General features: G+C 48.0%; 2 protein-coding genes (1 of these 2 only partly in view). Both read right to left on the bottom strand.

The annotated features are described in order from the left end of the window. Window positions 1–7,685, bottom strand: partial view of an SDR family NAD(P)-dependent oxidoreductase gene (locus tag ACUUJN_RS17225; protein ID WP_484668738.1) — the 5' portion only. Its footprint begins 12,022 nt before the window's first position; 7,685 of the gene's 19,707 nt are visible here — the first part of the coding sequence; the start codon lies at window positions 7,683–7,685; the stop codon falls past the left edge of the window. Continuing rightward, window positions 7,669–18,810, bottom strand: a complete 11,142-nt coding sequence (locus ACUUJN_RS17230; protein ID WP_484668739.1) for an amino acid adenylation domain-containing protein — start codon at window positions 18,808–18,810, stop codon at window positions 7,669–7,671. Before ACUUJN_RS17230 ends, ACUUJN_RS17225 begins: the two co-directional genes overlap by 17 nt. Between the last annotated feature and the right edge of the window lie 38 nt (window positions 18,811–18,848).

Raw genomic sequence — 18,848 nt, forward strand, 5'->3', positions numbered from 1 at the left:
GGCATCAAATTCACCTGAATGGAAGCCTCTGCCGATTTCTCCGGCTCTAATGCAACGGATGACAGTGAATACTCTGCTGGAGAATGATCCGAAATAGACTGGGCAGAGAATGGCGCAATTGATTTGCTCAACAATTCCATCTCTACAAATTTGCTAAAATCCCGGATGGTTGGATAATCATAGACTTTTGTCGCTGTTATGGCTGTATTGTAATGCTTATTAATGCTACGAACCCACTCTACGCCTATAATGGAATCCAATCCAAGATCAACAAAGTTTCTAACCGAATCGATATCGCTCCGATCTATATATAAAGCCTGCGCCAGGCTTGTTGTCAGCTCCTCCTGCAATATTTCCGCCGATATTGCAGAAGGAATAGACGACAGCGCTTCCGTCTTCTTCTCATCCTCTAATGTGTGCGATGTCTCCTCCAGTGAAGTTAACATGATCGTTGTCCCCTCCTGGTTGGCAGACTTGCTTAGGTGCGGCTGATGGTCCAACAAATTCGGTAAGGATATGCCGCTTGGTTTTTCAGAACTATTCAAAAAACCGGGTTGTATTAGGGCTGTTGGCTGCATCGCATGAGTCTGGACGGGAATTGCCTTTTCCTGAGCTTCCGTAACAGCTCTTTCTACAGAAGAGACTCTTTCTACAGATGGACTCATAATATCCGTGATCCAGTACCGCTCCCTCGCAAAAGGATAGGCCGGCAGGCTAATTCGTCGCGGCTTGGCGTCCCCATAAAGCATGTTCCAATCCATTGCCAGTCCCTTGACCCAGAGATCAACAACCTTCGAATATTTCCTTTTCCCTATCCAGGCAGCAATCATTTTCTCCATGTCTTCATCTTCTACCAGCGCCGTCAGCGCCTCCTTATTCCGTTTGACCTGGCCCCGGTACAACTCAGGGATTCCGTCCCGTCCTTCCAGGAATCCTTCCAGCTTGTCCACCAGCTCCTGCATAGACCCTGCAATCACTGCCAGGCGCTCTTCCATGGCTTCGCGTCCCACCTGGAGCGTGTATGCCACATCGGCCAGACTGCTTTCGCTTAGCTTTCCTTCCCGCATAACAGCTAGCAATCTCTCAGCCTGCTTTTTCAGTCGTTCTTCATTTTTGGCCGACAATACGATGATCGCAGGCTTTTGAGCCGTAACGCTCATCGGCACCTTCTCTTCTGCAATGTACTCTTCGATGATGACATGTGCATTGGAGCCTCCTGCTCCAAACGATGAAATCCCGGCAATCCTCGGATATTCCCGCGTCTCTCCATCGATCTCAACCACCGGCCGCTTCCATTCCCCCAGCTCCTGCTGGACGACGAACGGCGTCTGACCGAAATGGATATTCGGATTCAATTCTTGGGCATGCAGGCTGGGAACCAGCGTCTGGTTTTTCATCTGCAAGATGATTTTCCCAACCCCGGCGATGCCCGCTGCCGCCTCCAGATGTCCGATGTTGGACTTCACAGAGCCTATGGCGCAGAATCCCGTATCCGGCGTATCCTTCCTGAATGCCTGGGTCAGACCCGTCACTTCAATCGGGTCTCCCAGCTCCGTGCCTGTCCCGTGGGCTTCAATATAGCTGACCGTCCGCGCATGGACCCCCGCTCGCTCCAATGCCGCCCGGATGAGTTCCCCTTGGGCTGTCGGATTCGGCACCGTATAGCCGTTGGTCTTGCCTCCATGGTTGATGCTCGTCCCCCGAATCACCGCATGGATGAGGTCCCCATCAGCGATCGCCTTGGACAGCGGCTTTAATAGGACGACCCCCGCGCCTTCTCCAGGGACAAATCCATTGCCTCCTTTGCCGAAGCTCTTGCACTGCCCGTCTGCTGACAGCATGTGGTTGGCGCAAAGTCCGACATAGCTGAGCGGATGGAGATACAGATTTACTCCGCCTGCAATAGCCATTTCGCATTCTCCACGATACAGATGCTCACAGGCTTCATGAATCGCGGTCAACGAGGACGAACACATCGTATCGATCGGCATGCTTGGCCCTTGCAAATTAAAGAGGTACGAAATCCTGTTGGCCACTGAACTAAAGGATGTGTGAGGGTATATTTGTGTTCCTTTTCTCCATAAATCAAGTCCGTATAGATCAAAGCCCGTTTTGGTAATTCCGGCAAATACGCCTACCCGGCTGTTATGCCGCACCGCAAGCTGTTCCCGGGTGTAGCCCGCGTCCTCCAACGCTTCCCAGCAGGCTTCAATGAACAGCCTTTCCTGCGGGTCCATACCGAGTGCTTCCCGTGGCGCAATATTGAAAAAGCGCGGATCGAAATCCGCAAATCCTTCGATAAAGCCCCCCCACTTGCTGTAGCTTTTTCCATTCGCTACCGCTTCCTGTGAATCAGGATGAAAGAACCCTTCCAGCGTCCAACGCTCACTTGGGATTTCGGTCACACAGTCCTTCCCTGCTTTTAGATTTTCCCAATATTCGTTCATGTCCCTGGACCAGGGATACTTTCCAGCCATCCCAATGATCGCTATCGGCTCACGCATTTCCGCAGGGGCAGACCCAGCCAAGCTTCGGACAGGCTTCGCTTCCGCCTTTACCGCAGCCGGCACGGCTTCTTCCTCGGCGCACAACGGTGCCGCAAGTATTTCCTCCACAGGCTGTATGTCATGGCTCATCCCGGTCCACTGCATGCACTCCTGCGGGTATTCCGCTACAAAATATTCCGTCAAGGCGCGCAAGGTCTGGTACTCATAAAACAGCGTCTGGGACAGCTCTCCAAAGAAGCCCGCCAGCTTGGCATTGAGCTGGGTAATCATGATCGAGTCGATTCCATACCTCTCCAGCGGCTCATGGGCTTCGATGCTGCTGACGCTCAGCCGAGTCACCTCTCCCAATAGCACCTTGAGTAGATATAAGGTTTTATCGTAGAGCAAGTTCGAATCCAGCTTAGGTGCAGTTGCCTGGTTAGGGACAGCTGCCTGGATAGCATGGACATCGGGCTGTGAAACGGCTTTTGCCAGGTAAGCCTCAATTTTCTCAGGTTCTCCTTCCATGACCATCACCTGCTTCTTGCCAGAGGCCAAGCTTTGGTACAACGCTCTCATTCCCGACCAGGTCTGCATGGCTGTAATACCCATGTTTTGCGTCATGATCTGTTCCGTGTCCGCATCGATCCGCATTCCGCCCTCTTTCCATAGCGGCCAGCGGATGGATAACGTCTGTCCCCGCCGTTGCTTGGCCCCTACCAGGGCATTCCGGTATTCGGCGTATGCGTCCATAAAGGCATTGGCGGTCGAATAGTCAGCCTGTCCCGGATTGCCTAGGCTGCCCGATATGGAAGAAAAGAGCACAAAGAAGTCCAGGTTCTGACCACTGCTTGCCTCATCCAGATGGACCAGTCCGCTTACCTTCGGTCCCAGCACCTCCATAAATTCTTCACTAGTTTTTTTAATGATAAAATTATCGTGAATCACCCCTGCGCAGTGGATGATCCCATGGACACGTCCAAATTCCTGCTGAATGCTGTCCAATAAATCGATAACGGTGTTTCTATGGGTGATATCGGCTTGCCTGTACACCACGCTGGCGCCTGAAGACTCCAGCTCCTGTAGCCTCGTCTGCTTGTCTCGGTCCAGCGGCGACCGGCCCGTCAAAATGAAGGTCGCTGCTTGCGTCTGCCGGGAAATCTCTTCTGCAATCAGTAGCCCCAGACTGCCGGAGCCGCCGGTGATCAGATAGACCCCACCGTCTCTCCATGGAAGCCCCTCTTCTTGCCCAGATGTTTCAAGCCTGCTCCAGCAAGCGATTGTCCGTTGTCCGTTCTCATAGCGAATCCAGCCATCCATCGGGCTACGGCTGTTATCCTCCAGCTTCGCCAGGATGCCTTCCGCCTGTTCTCCCTGTTCCACTTCGATCAGCTGCCCGATGAATTTCGGGTTTTCCAGACGGGCTGTCTTCAACAGTCCCGAAAGTCCCGAAAAGAGCCGTCCTTCCCCGGCGTTCCGCACCACAATTTGGACCAGCACCCTCCCCTCAGGCTTGTCTTTGAGTATGCTTTGAATGCTCTCAAAGGCCTGAATAGCATAGGCCTGGAACCGTTCATCAATCCGGCTCTTCCCGGATCGAAAGGCAAGCACCTGCACAGCTCCGTTCAAACTCGCTTCAAGTCGCTCGTGCAAAGCTTCGTCTGGTTCACAAAGCAAGACCATTCGCCGATCATAGGCAGGGACTTCGGCTTCCAGCGGTACATCCTGATTTTTCCATGTAGGCTCAAATAGCAGTGTACGACTACTCGTAACGGCAGGCGCTTCCGCAGCTCTGGCGACCGTTAATTTTGGTTCACGCTCTGCCGCTCTGCCGCCTGTAATTTCGTCCTCACTCCTAGGCGCCCAATACTGCTCTTTTGCAAAAGGATAAGTTGGCAACGGAATCCTAGAGTACTGTTCATTTGAAAACAAGCACTCAAAGTCTAACGAATATCCCTGAACATACAGATCTGCAATCGTAGTCAAAAGCTCCAAATACTCGCGGGTATCGCTTGCGTTTTGACAATTGTAAATACATTCATCCCCGTATCTTTTCAAAGATGTTTGTATGCGTTGATCTTTTTCGTGCAGTTCAGAATGATAAACTTGAGAAGCACTGCCTTTTTCCAGCCACTTTTTAAGGGACATGGCAAGCTCGCCTTGATTACGGGCAACACAGGCAAGACGATGATTACAGTGCTTTCTCCCAAGCAATAATGTATAACTCATATTACCGCAATCCGCCTTAGGCTCCTGTTCGCAATAGGCAAGCAGTTGCTCTACCTGCTGGCGCAATTGTTTTGAAGTCCGTGCCGACAGTGGAATGAAATAACCAGGCTTTTCGGAATGTCTCCGTTCCGTCTGTGGAGCCTCTTCTATAACCATATGAGCATTCGTACCGCTGGCACCAAAGGAGCTGACCGCAGCACAGCGTCTGGCTCCAGGCTCAACCTCCCAGTCCTGCAGATGCGTATTGACATAAAAAGGACTATCCGCAAACTGAATATTTGAATTGCCCGACCGGAAATGAAGTGTAGGAGGAATTTGCTTATTCTTTAATGACAATAAAAGTTTGATCATTCCCGTAATTCCTGCCGCAATTTGCGTATGGCCAATATTCGTCTTAATGGACCCAATGGCGCAATATTCCTTCTTGTCGGTATACTTTCTAAAGGTTCGAGTCAGTGCCTGATATTCAATGGGATCTCCCAATTTGGTGCCAGTTCCATGTGCTTCCACCATCTGGATTTGCTCTGGGTGGATATGAAATGTATCATATACATTTTGCTCGAGTCGCTCCTGAGATTTCTGGCTTGGCGCAGTAAGTCCATTCGTGGTGCCGTCCTGGTTGATCGCTGAGCCTGAAATCACTCCATAGATGTGGTCTCCATCAGCAACAGCTTCATGAAGTCGCTTGAGCACAATCGCGCCAAGCGCCTCTCCCGGAACCATTCCATCTGCCCTGTCATCAAAGGTATAGCAGCGTCCCGAGCGAGACAGCATCCCTGCCCTGTCACCATACAAATAGCAGCGAGGGGTCGTATGAATATAGACACCACCCGCTAAAGCCATATCCGTTTCTCCGGTCCATAAGCTTTGGCAAGCCAGATGAACTGCAACTAACGAACTGGAACAAGCTGTATCTACAGCTATTGCTGGTCCGTGAAGATTCAAGTAGTAGGATATTCTAGCGGGAATCACGGAACCCATATGACCCCAAAGCGCTTGTGGAGGCAGGTCTTCACCCAGCAATTGTTGGTAATCTCCCTCGGCACAACCCACATACACTCCACAGCGGCGACCCTCCATCCCTGTACCTGCATAGCCAGCATCCTCCAGAGCATGCCACGCTTCCTCCAGAAACAATCGCTGCTGCGGATCCATATAGGTCGCTTCCAGTCCCGAGATATTGAAAAAAAGCGGATCAAACTTATCAATATCCCCCAAAAAACTGCCGTGATTGCAATAGCTTGCATGTTTTTCCTGGTATTTCGAAAGATCCCATCGGGTTACCTCTTCCACTAAATCGTCACCGTTCTTAAGGTGATTCCAAAGCTCATATACATTATCTGATCCAGCAAACCGCCCGCTCATTCCAATAATCGCAATGGGCTCCCTTGGTGTTAAAGCTCTCTCTTTATCCTTCTTATTGGGTCTGTCCGGCTCAAAGGATATACTTGCCGTTTCAACAGGATGAATCGTATAATCCGTGTCTTTAAGTTTTTGGATGTCGCGACTTGCATCTTCCATGTTGTCTATTGGATTAGCGCTCTGGTCCAAGACTTGTGAAACTTTATCTCCATATTGGCTTAAAATGTATAGCGTCAGTTGTTTTACCGAACTGTAATCGAAGATGTCGGTGGTTTGCAAATGAATCCCCAGCCCCTGATTGACAGCCTGCACAAAGTTGACGCCAAGAATGGAGTCCAGGCCATAATCTGCGAAAGACTCATGAATATCAATCATAGTAAAGTCCACATTCAAAGCCTCTACCAGCTTCCCTACGATAAGCTCCTGGACATACTCTTCAGCCATCTCGCTTGTTACATCAATATCTGATCGAATTCCTTCGTCACGCTGTTTCATTTGAGATTTGTCGTGTTCAGGCTCCTGTTTGTTCCGAATCAGACCATCGCTTTCCGCCACAATAATTTGTTGACCTATATCATGCGCTTCCTGAGCAGGGAAGAAAACGGACCGGAAACCCTCCTTTTCCAATACCTTTCGCCAACTTTCGGGATATAACCCGGGAGAGCCTGGAATGCGCAGCTCCGGATCATTATAAAGCCACCATCCCTCTAAAAGGCCAAAGGATAGATGGTTTAACAGAGAGTTACCGCTGATTTCATTTATAAGAATCAGACCGTTTTCTCGCAGCGCTGCTTTGACATTGCGTAACGTTTGGCGAATGTTCCGAGTGGCATGCAATACATTGGTGGCAATCGCAATATCATATCCACCTGTATCGATATCTTGTCCCTGAGCCGACTCTTCCACATTAAAAATCTGATAAGTCAGGTAAGGGTTTTGCGGACCGTACTCTTTTTGTGCATGTAATAAAAATGCTCTGGATTTGTCGGTATAGCAATATTCTTGAATATGTTTCCGATAAGGTTCGAGCTTCTGGAAGACCAAAGCGCTAGTACCTCCAGTGCCTGCGCCAATTTCAATGATTCGAATCGGTACCGACGGGTTATGCTTAATCCGCTCATTCAGATAGGAAACTACGATATCTCCCAACACTTCATTAAAGTAATCCGCTGCAGGACTGTTCTTATATATACCTTCTACCAGTTTCATAGAGGAATTAGGAAAAATGATATCGGTGGCTGGTATTTTCCCGGTTAAAATTTCCGGCAGTTTGCGCAAGGTTGATTCTACCAAAAATACCCAGGCTGAGAGATCCGGATTTTTCAGCCATGCCCCTTTCTTCCATTCCCACTCCTTCCATACAGCCTGCAGATCGACCGAAGCGGTACCCGCTACGCTATATGAATCTCCATTGCAGTACAAATACTGATTCCGTACCAAAATCTCTATGCTTTCTTCAAGCCAACGATCGTATAAATTCAGTAAGGAGGTTTTTGTTTTAAAATCTGCGATCATAGCTTTCTTTTCCATTTGCGCATATGGACATAATCCCATCAAGCGCAAATGGCTCCATAACAGCCTGCATAAGATATCATTCATTTCCTTCATCTGTAAGCCTCCATTCCCGTTCAGTCCCTCGTGTCGCTCCGTCCTGTTCCGAATAAGCTTTGCTGTCGACTGTAGTCGAGGACATTGTCTCGTATGCAGCCGCTAGGTAAGAAAGATCTGGCATCTTCTTTATTTTTACACTGGCAGAAATATGACTCTGGATGTTTTGGATATACGAAGGAATAGCTTCGGGATTTGAAGCATCGATGTCTTCCTTATTCATTTCCGAAACATTTGCCGTTTTGGCAAGTGTCTTTTGGGCAATGAACGAATCTGTTGGCTTTACAGCATCTGCAGATTCAATGGAAGCCAATTTAGTTTTAATATCCGTGATCCAGTACCGCTCTCTCGCAAAAGGATAGGCCGGCAGGCTGATTCGCCGCGGCTTGGCATCCCCATAAAGCATGTTCCAATCCATTGCCAGTCCCTTGACCCAGAGATTAACAACCTTCGAATATTTCCTTTTCCCTATCCAGGCAGCAATCATTTTCTCCATGTCTTCATCTTCTACCAGCGCCGTCAGCGCCTCCTTATTCCGTTTGACCTGGCCCCGGTACAACTCAGGGATTCCGTCCCGTCCTTCCAGGAATCCTTCCAGCTTGTCCACCAGCTCCTGCATAGACCCTGCAATCACTGCCAGGCGCTCTTCCATGGCCTCGCGTCCCACCTGCAGCGTGTATGCCACATTGGCCAGACTGCTTTCGCTGAGCTGTCCTTCCCGCGTAACGGCTAGCAATCTCTCGGCCTGCTTTTTCAGTCGCTCTTCATTTTTGGCCGACAATACGATGATCGCAGGCTTTTGAGCCGTAACGCTCATTGGCACCTTCTCTTCTGCAATGTACTCTTCGATGATGACATGTGCATTGGAGCCTCCCGCTCCAAACGATGAAATCCCGGCAATCCTCGGGTATTCCCGCGTCTCTCCATTGATCTCAACCACCGGCCGCTTCCATTCCCCCAGCTCCTGCTGGACGACGAACGGCGTCTGGCCGAAATGGATGTTCGGATTCAATTCTTGGGCATGCAGGCTGGGAACCAGCGTCCGGTTTTTCATCTGCAAGATGATTTTCCCAACCCCGGCGATGCCCGCTGCCGCCTCCAGATGTCCGATGTTGGACTTCACAGAGCCTATGGCGCAGAATCCCGTATCCGGCGTATCCTTCCTGAATGCCTGGGTCAGACCCGTCACTTCTATCGGGTCTCCCAGCTCCGTGCCTGTCCCGTGAGCTTCAATATAGCTGACCGTCCGCGCGTGGACCCCCGCTCGCTCCAATGCCGTCCGAATCAGTTCCCCTTGGGCTGTCGGGTTCGGCACCGTATAGCCGTTGGTCTTACCTCCATGGTTGATGCTTGTCCCCCGGATCACCGCATGGATGAGGTCCCCATCAGCGATCGCCTTGGACAGCGGCTTTAATAGGACGACCCCCGCGCCTTCTCCAGGGACAAATCCATTGCCTCCTTTGCCGAAGCTCTTGCACTGCCCATCTATCGACAGCATGTGGTTGGCGCAAAGTCCGACATAGCTGAGCGGATGGAGATACAGATTTACTCCGCCTGCAATAGCCATTTCGCATTCTCCGCGGTACAGATGCTCACAGGCTTCATGAATCGCAGTCAACGAGGACGAACACATCGTATCGATCGGCATGCTTGGCCCTTGCAAATTAAAGAGGTACGAAATCCTATTTGCTACCGAACTAAAGGATATTTGGGGAAATATTTGCGCTCCCTTCTTCCATAATTCCGGCCCATAGAGCTCGTAGCCCGTCTTAGTAATTCCGGCAAATACGCCTACCTGGCGGTTATGCCGCACCGCAAGCTGCTCCCGAGTATAGCCCGCGTCCTCCAGTGCTTCCCAGCAGGCTTCAATGAACAGCCTTTCCTGCGGGTCCATACCGAGTGCTTCCCGTGGCGAAATATTGAAAAACAGCGGATCGAATTCTGCAAATCCTTCGATAAAGCTCCCCCATTTGCTGTAGCTTTTTGCATTCACCACCGCTTCCTGTGGATCAGGATGGAAGAATCCTTCCATCGTCCAGCGCTCACGCGGGATTTCGGTGACACAGTCCTTCCCTGCTTTTAGATTTTCCCAATATTCGTTCATGTCCCTGGACCAGGGATACTTTCCAGCCATCCCAATGATCGCTATTGGTTCACGCATTTCCGCAGGAGCAGACCCGGCCAAGCTTCGGACAGGCTTCGCTGCCGCCTTTGTCTCAGCCGGCACGGCCTCTTCCTCGGCGTACAGCGGTGCCGCAAGTATTTCCTCTACAGGCTGCATGTCATGGCTCATCCCGGCCCACTGCATACACTCCTGTGGGTATTCCGCCACAAAATATTCCGTCAAAGCACGCAAGGTTTGGTACTCATAAAACAGCGTCTGGGACAGTTCTCCAAAGAAGCCCGCCAGCTTGGCATTGAGCTGGGTAATCATGATCGAGTCGATTCCATAGGTTTCCAGCGGTTCATTGGTTTCAATGCTGCTGACGCTCAGCCGAGTCACCTCTCCAAACAGCACCTTGAGACAATGCAAGATTTTGTCGTAGAGCAAGCCTGCATCCAGCATAGGTACGCTTGCCTGGTTAGGTACAGCTGCCTGGATGGCACGGACACCGGCCTGTGAGAAGGCTTTCGTCAGGTAGGTCTCGATCTTCTCGGGTTCCCCTTCCATGACCATCACCTGCTCCTTGCCGGAGGCCAAGCTTTGGTACAACGCCCTCATTCCCGACCAGGTCTGCATGGCTGTAATACCCATGTTTTGCGTCATGATCTGTTCCGAATCCGCATCGATCCGCATTCCGCCCTCTTTCCACAGCGGCCAGCGGATAGATAACGTCTGTCCCCGCCGTTGCTTGGCCCCTACCAGTGCGTTCCGGTATTCGGCGTATGCATCCATAAAGGCATTAGCGGTCGCATAATCAGCCTGTCCCGGATTGCCCAGGCTACCCGATATGGAAGAAAAGAGCACAAAGAAGTCCAGGTTCTGGCCACTGCTTGCCTCATCCAGATGGACCAGTCCGCTCACCTTCGGTCCCAGCACTTCTATAAATTCTTCCCTTGTTTTCTTGATGATGAAGTTATCTTGAATCACCCCTGCACAGTGGATGATCCCATGGACACGCCCATATTCCTGCTCGATGCTGTTCAGTAAATCGATAACCGTCTTCCTATCGGTGATATCGCCTTGCCTGTACACCACGCTGGCCCCTGAAGCCTCCAGCTCCTGCAGCCTCGTCTGCTTGTCTTGGTCCAGCGACGACCGCCCCGTCAAAATGAAGGTCGCTGCTCGCGTCTGCCGGGAAATCTCTTCTGCAATCAGTAGCCCCAGACTGCCGGAGCCGCCAGTGATCAGATAGACCCCACCATCTCTCCATAGAAGCTCCTCTTTTTGCCCAGATGTTTCGAGCCTGCTCCAAAAAGCGGTTTTCCGTTGACCTTCCTCATAGCGAATCCAGCCATCCATCGGGCTTCGACTGTTGTCCTCCAGCTTCGCCAGGATACCTTCCGCCTGTTCTCCCTGATCCACTTCGATCAGCTGCCCGATGAATTTCGGGTTTTCCAGACGGGCTGTCTTCAACAGTCCCGAAAGTCCCGAAAAGAGCCGTCCTTCCCCGGCGTTCCGCACCACAATTTGGACCAATACTCTTCCCTTCGGCTTGTCTTTGAGCATACTTTGGATGCTCTCAAAGGCCTGAACAGCATAGGCCTGGAACCGCTCATCGACCCGACCTTTTCCGGATTGAAAGGCAAGCACCTGCGCAGCTCCATTCAAGCTCGCTTCGAGTCGCTCGTGCAAAGCTTCTTCCGGCTCACAAAGCAAGACCATTCGCCAATCATAGTCAGGGGCTTCGGCTTCCAGTGGTACGTCCTGCTCCTTCCAGGCAGGCTCAAATAGCAGTGTACGGCTAATCGCAGGCGCATCCACTGTTTCGGTTCTTACTGCTCCGGCCTCAACCTCAGGAGCCCAACAGCGCTCCTGAGCAAAAGGATACGTAGGTAGACTTATTCTTTTCGGTATGACATTGGAATATAGCAATCGCCAATCTAAATAGAAGCCTTTGGTCCACAACTCTGCCAGCTTGTTCATTTCACGATTTGCAATCCATTTGCTCATTAATTCCTTGAAAACTTCTTCCTGTTCAAATAATTGCACTGAATCTTTTGACTGATTGTTTTCTCCCCTCCAGCAATTCTCGATAGATTCTTGTTCATTCGTGAACGATTGGAGCTTTTGTACCAGCTCGCTCGTATTCTTTACGATAAAAGCTACCCGGTTTTTCATTGCCATTCGTCCTGTCTGAAGCGTAAAGGATACATCCGACAAATTAATGTCTTCAGAAGCTATCAAAAAATCTGAAAGCTCTTGTGCATACACTTTAAGACGATGATGATTCCTTGCAGATAATGGAATCAGATATACAGCTTCTTTGTTCACAGAACTATCTTTAAATCGTTCTGATTCAGCATTGACTACAAATTGTTCGAAAATCGCATGAGCGTTAGTTCCGCCTATTCCAAAGGAGCTTAACGCCGCCCGATGAGGAGCCGACGCCTTCTCCCATTTTTGGAGACTATCAACAACATAAAAGGGTGAATCAGGAAAATTGATATCAGAATTCGGTTTTTCGTAATTAAGTGAAGGAGGAATCTCATTATGGTATAAGCTTAAAGCAACTTTAATGCACCCCGCCAAACCTGCTGCAGTATCCAGATGCCCGATATTGGTTTTGACCGATCCAATACCGCAAAATTGTTTTTTGGTTGTATACTGCCTGTACGTTTCATTTAAGGCGGCAAATTCAACAGGATCGCCCAATTTGGTTCCAGTTCCATGCGTCTCGATATAACTGATGGATTCGGGATGAATTCGGGTTGATTCTATCGTCTTCTGAATAACCTCAGCCTGACCTTTGACACTTGGGGCATAAAACCCTAATTTGTCGGTTCCATCGTTGTTCACACCTACTCCCCGTAAAAGCGCATAAATATGGTCACCGTCTCTAATGGCATCTGGGGCTTTCTTCAGTAGAACAACCCCAACCCCTTCTCCGCCAATCATTCCATCTGCCGACTCGTCAAAGGCTTTAATATGTCCGTCACTGGAAAAATTCAAGCCGGGTTGATGCACATAGCCTAAACTGGTGAAAGGAAAGATCGTGGATGCTCCGACTAAAGCGTATTTGGCTTCACCGGATAACAGGCTTTGCGAAGCCAGACGCAATCCGACTAATGAGGAAGAGCAGTTCGAGTGCACAAACAGACTCGGACCTTTAAATCCCAATTTATGAGAGATCATGGTAGGAATTGTCCCACCCTGTGCTAAAATCCAGGTTACATATTCATCCGCGTTCTTCAGGACATTAGGTGATTGCGACGCCAAATTTGGAATAAATGCTTGATAGAAACAGCTGCTTGCCGACATATACACACTGGTTTCAGGAATTTCTTTGCTAATATAGCCAGCATCCTCAACGGCTTTCCATGAATGCTGCAACAGCAATTTCATTTGAGGATCCATAAACTCTGCATTTTTCTGTGATAAGCTGAAAAACTCAGGGTCGAAATACTCTTTTCCTTCAATCGTGCATCGTCCGGGAACATAGCCTCGATTCCCGACGATTTCTTTTTCCAGCCCTAATCCAACCAATTCTTCCTCGGAAAAGAAGCGGACACTCTCCACCCCTGCCCTCAAATTGCTCCAAAACTCGGCATGGTTTTTGGCCCCTGGAAAATGACATGAAATCCCTATAATTGCGAGACTATCCTCAAAGTAATCTGGGTAGGGTGGCTTGAGGTCATCTTCGCCTGAAACCATTTTCGGTAAGGCTGTATTTTCAGCTGTATCTGTTTGTTCCGGTGTATGTGATTGTTCCGTTTGAGAATCAACATTCTCGCTTCTTGTTTCTGTAATGTAGGCACTGAGTTCCTTAACTGTCGGATACTTGAACAATGCTGTCACCGAAATATCGCATTCCAACAATTCCTTGACCCTTCCGATCATCTCTGCTGCTGAAAAAGAATTCCCGCCTACGTCAAAGAAAGCATCATCTGTACTTAGATCATCAACATTCAGAAGTTTTTTCCACACCGCTAGAACCTGATGTTCAACATCTGATTGTGGTAAATGGATCTTTCTTGTTGTTGCTAACTCGATCCTGCGATTCATTAATTCTTTTCGATCTATTTTCCCATTAGGGGTCAAAGGCAGCTTATCTAGCTCTATAAAAAATGCTGGTATCATATAAAAAGGCAAGAAAGTTTTTAAATAGTTTCGCACTTCCTTCGGATCAAGAGGAGGCTTACCGGACTCGGAATTGTTCAGCAAACAGTAGGCAATAAGCTGCTTATTTCCCTCCTGTTCCTTGGCAATCACGACACAATCATCGATTCCTGGATATGTTCTGACCTGACCTTCAACTTCACTCAGCTCGATCCGAAACCCGCGAATTTTCACTTGATAATCCATCCGTCCCACATACTCAATAGAGCCGTCCGAAAGCCACCTGCATAAATCTCCAGTTCTGTAGAGCTTGGTTTCCGGATTGAATGGGTTGTCTATGAACTTTTCAGCCGTAAGCTCTGGCTGGTTCCAATAGCCTCTGGCCAATCCGCTGCCCGAAATAAAAAGCTCTCCCGGAAGACCGACAGGCACAGGTCTAAGATGTTTGTCCAAAATGTAAATCTGGGTGTTTGCGATAGGCTTACCGATCGAAATAGGCTTATCTGCGTCGATCTTTTGAATTGTAGACCAAATTGTGGTTTCAGTCGGACCGAACATATTCCATGCGTCACAGCTGTTATGAACAAAATAAGATTTCAACGTTTCCGAAAGGGCTTCCCCTCCGCAGAGAACTTTCATGTTCTCTTCGTTCTTCCAGCCGGCTTGAAAGAGCAGAGTCCAAGTCACAGGAGTAGCTTGCATGATTGTCGGTTTTATTCTTTGAATTTCCCGCTTAAGTCTTTCGGCATCCTTTATGTTTTTGGAGCTGCAAATATAGCATTGAGCCCCCTTAATCAAAGGCAGATATAATTCCAGTCCCGCTATATCAAAGCAATACGTTGTCACCGCAAGTAGTTTGTCCTGCTCTGTTAAACCGGGCTGCTCTCCCATGGAAATAAGAAAGTTGGTCAACGCTTTATGTGAAATCATGACCCCCTTGGGTTTCCCTGTACTTCCAGAGGTATATATCACATATGCCAAATGGTGAGGTTGCACTTCCCGTTTGATTGTCTTTCTACCCTTCACATCACTTTTCAGATGATCCCAGTCTTTATCAAGGACAATACAGCTAACGTTGTTCCCTTCCAAGCGTGATACTTTCTCCAACAACCCCGATTGCGTAATAACCAGTGAAACATTGGAATCCTGAAGCATATACTCCAATCGGTCCTCCGGATATTCCGGATCGAGCGGTACGTAGGCTCCACCGGCCATCAGGATTCCTAACAGCCCAATCACCATATCTAAAGAACGTTCCATGCAAATCCCCACAAGAGTATCAGGAGTTACCCCATGTTTCTGCAAATATAAGGCCAGTAAAGTGCTCTTTTCTTTTAGTTCCCCATAGGTAAGCGATTCCTTTTCATATACAACTGCAATAGCTTCAGGTGTTTTTCTTGCCTGTTTTGCGAATAATTCAGGGAAGCACTTATCAGGATAACTTGTTCCGGTAGCATTCCAGTCATTAAGGATGATGTCCTTTTCCTCTGGTAAGAGTAAGGAATGCTCCTCCAAGGGCCAAGCGGGATTCTCCATAAGTGCTTCCGCTAATTCTATATAACGCTCTGCCATCTGTATGATGGTTGAATGATCGAACAAATTGGAGCGATATTTAATATTTAATATCATTTCCTCTTCCTGCTCTTGCAGTTCCAATACCAACTCGTATTCGCCTTCCTGGTGAATTTCTTCAACCAATTCGACGAAAAAGATATCTTTATATGGCTTGCAAAGCTGCTGAAAGCTTGAAGTTGGAAGGAAGTTTTGATAAGAAAAGGCTGCTTGGAAAACAGGTGAGCTCGTCTGCTTCCGCGGCACATTCAATTCTCGGACCAGAGCCGGAAAAGGATACGAGGCATGATCCATTCCATCGACTACTGTCAGCTGCAATTTTTTCATGAAATCCAGGAATGTCTCTGTTTCCGATATCTGACTCCGGATTGGAAGCATATTGACAAAATAGCCGATTAAATTATCAAAACGCTGCTCCGGGCGCACCATAACTGGCATTCCAACAATGATATCTTCCTGTCCCGAATACTGGTTAAGCAATACCGTATACATACCTAACAAGACTGTAGACAAGCTCGTATATTGCGCTTGGGCAAAAGACTTTACCCGTTTGACCCATTTAAGCGGAAGCGGCTTGGAATATGTTTGTGCTTCCATGCTTTGAGCCGGAAAAACAGAGCGGTCATATGGCAGCTCCAGGGTCGGTAAAGCACCTGACAGCTGTTGTGTCCAGTAGGAACGATACTTCTCCCCTTCTGCACTCGCTAACATCGTTTGCTCCCATTTAACAAAATCGCCGTAGCTCGCTGCGGGTGGCAACACCGTCGTCGATGTCTTTCCCTGTACCACGTTCTTATAGGCATCTAAAAAGCTTTGTATAAACATGCCGAAAGAACTTCCATCAAAAATAATATGGTGGATGACAACCAGTATGAAATGTTCCTGTTCAGATCTGGACATAACATAAATACGCATCAAAGGATCCTGTTCCAGCACGAATGGTTGCTTCGCTTTATCCCTAATAAATGGAATAATCTCATCTGCTTCCAAGGCTGAAATATCCTCCACTTGCACATGAAGCGACTGCGTGGGCTGCAGCTTTTGATAAGGTATCCCATTTTCCTCTTCAATCACACTTTTTAAAATAGGATACTGTTCTAAAACGATGTGAAAAGCCCGTTTAATGCTCTCAATCTCAATCTTCGTATTAAACCGGAGGCATATTGGTATATTGTAAGCATTCATCTCAGGGGACATTTTATGTAATAGCCACAACCCTTTCTGAACTTCAGAAAGCGGATTCCTTCGGAAACTGAGCGAATTTTTCTCAGTATTGACCTGTACAGTGGATTTATCTTCTTCCACCTTTTGGGCTAAATATGCCGATAATAGTTGAATCGTCGGGTTCTCTAAAATTTCTCTTGCTTTGACCTTGATCGGATAGGACTTCTCAAGGCCGCGTATAAGCTTCATGACAAGAATAGAATCGATGCCATAACCATGAAGATTTGTATTCAAATTCATTTCCTCGTGCTTGAGATTCAGTTCCCAACACAAAAATTGCACTATATACTCCTGAATCTTCGATTGAACCAATGAAACGGCATTTATGGTACTGTCATGGTTTTCTGCGGCGGTTTCTTCCATATTCGAATGTGATAGTGAGAACGCACTCCGATATTGATAAAGTGCTTGAAGCTCTTGTTTGATATAAGCATTGCGGCAGATCTTTCTTTGGATTTTCCCACTTCCCGTTTTGGGTATACTTCCCTTAAGCAGCAAATAGATATCGTAAATTTCAAGTTGATGCGTATTGGATACGGCATTCAGTATGTTTTCGACCAGACGTTTATATTCCTGCTCATGAAGGGGCGCTTCAATTTCCTGTACGACGATTACTTTTTCCTGACCATTGATTTCAGAGGAAAATACAGCGATGGGCAAGGTCAACTCTGGCATATTTTTTTGGATGGTCCATTCAATATCGACGGGATGATGGTTTTTGCCGCGAATAATGATGACTTCCTTCTCTCTACCGATGACATAGATATGATTATCCGCAATAAAGCCAAGGTCCCCGGAACGAAAAAAGCCGCCTTCTTTTGTATCTGAAAGGGCTACCTCAAAAGTGCTATTCGTTTCTTCCTTCCTGTTTAAATATCCCTCTGCCATCCGTGCGGATTTAATCCAAATCTCGCCGACTTCCTCCGGTAAGCATTGTGTATGCCTTTCAGGATGAACAATTCGTATTTGCGTCGGATCTTCAATCTCCCCACAGCTCACTACGGACTTCGATTTATTCTTTTCATCCGTGTATTGGACTCTTCGTTGCTCCAAGCTAGGGATATCCAAGTTAAGGAATCTCATCGACTGACCTGGTTTTATACTGGCGACAGGGCACAGCTCCGATAAGCCAAGGAGGGGACAAAATATATCCTCTTGTAGCCCTAATTCCCGGAATTTATGGATGAAGTTCTCGTAAGTTTCCTTCCGGATGGGCTCACCTGCACATATAATCGCTTGGAGATGGCGAAGTGAATATTGCTTAATTGAAGCTATGTCCAGTGTGGAGCAGCAATAATCGAACGCAAAATTTGGCGCTGCCGTATGGGTAGCCTGATACTTGTCAATCATATGAATCCAATTTTCCGGATTTTTAGCGAAGCTTTCTGGCGGGAGAATAATGCTCGACGCCCCGTTTAAAAGTGGGACTAAAATATTGTTATGCAGTCCAAAAGCATGAAATTGCGGCGTCCAGGAAACGACACGACTATTCCGGTCAATTCTCCATTGCTCGGCCTTGGCCTGATTCATCACACAGCTGTGACTGAGGATTACGCCTTTTGGCAAGGATGTCGAGCCCGATGTATACATCAAAAGAGCAGTATCCTGCGGCGCTGGCATTCTCATCTCTATCTCAACGTCAACGGTGTCTTCTTGAAAGATTTCATCAATATTCAGGATACGGATTGAATTAAACTCCCTCCGTGTTTGGAGAAATGCTTTGAAGTCCGTATTGGTTATGATACATACGGCTTGGGAATCCCTATAGATAGGCATCATCTTCTCAAAGATTTTTTCATCCGGCTCCGAATCTGTAATAGGTGTAGGTATGGCCACGATATTTGCATAAAAACATGCCAGCATGCTGCTGATATATTCCAGACCCTGAGGAAATACAAGAAGTGCCCGTTCCTGCTCAGCCAGTTCTTTCAATAGGATATTGCCCAAAGCCTGTATTTGATGTAGAAGCGTATTTCCGGAAAGAATTTGAGGACTCTGGCCTTCTTTCTCAAACGTAAATAACTCTTTTTCAGGAAATTTCCGGCAAGTTTCAATAAAAGAAGCGATCGGAATATCAAGGTTCCATGTTTGGTCATGTTTTCGCATCATTCTCCACCAACTCCTCAAAACACAAAGTTTATATAACA

This window comes from Paenibacillus sp. LRG-1 (genome assembly GCF_057220305.1).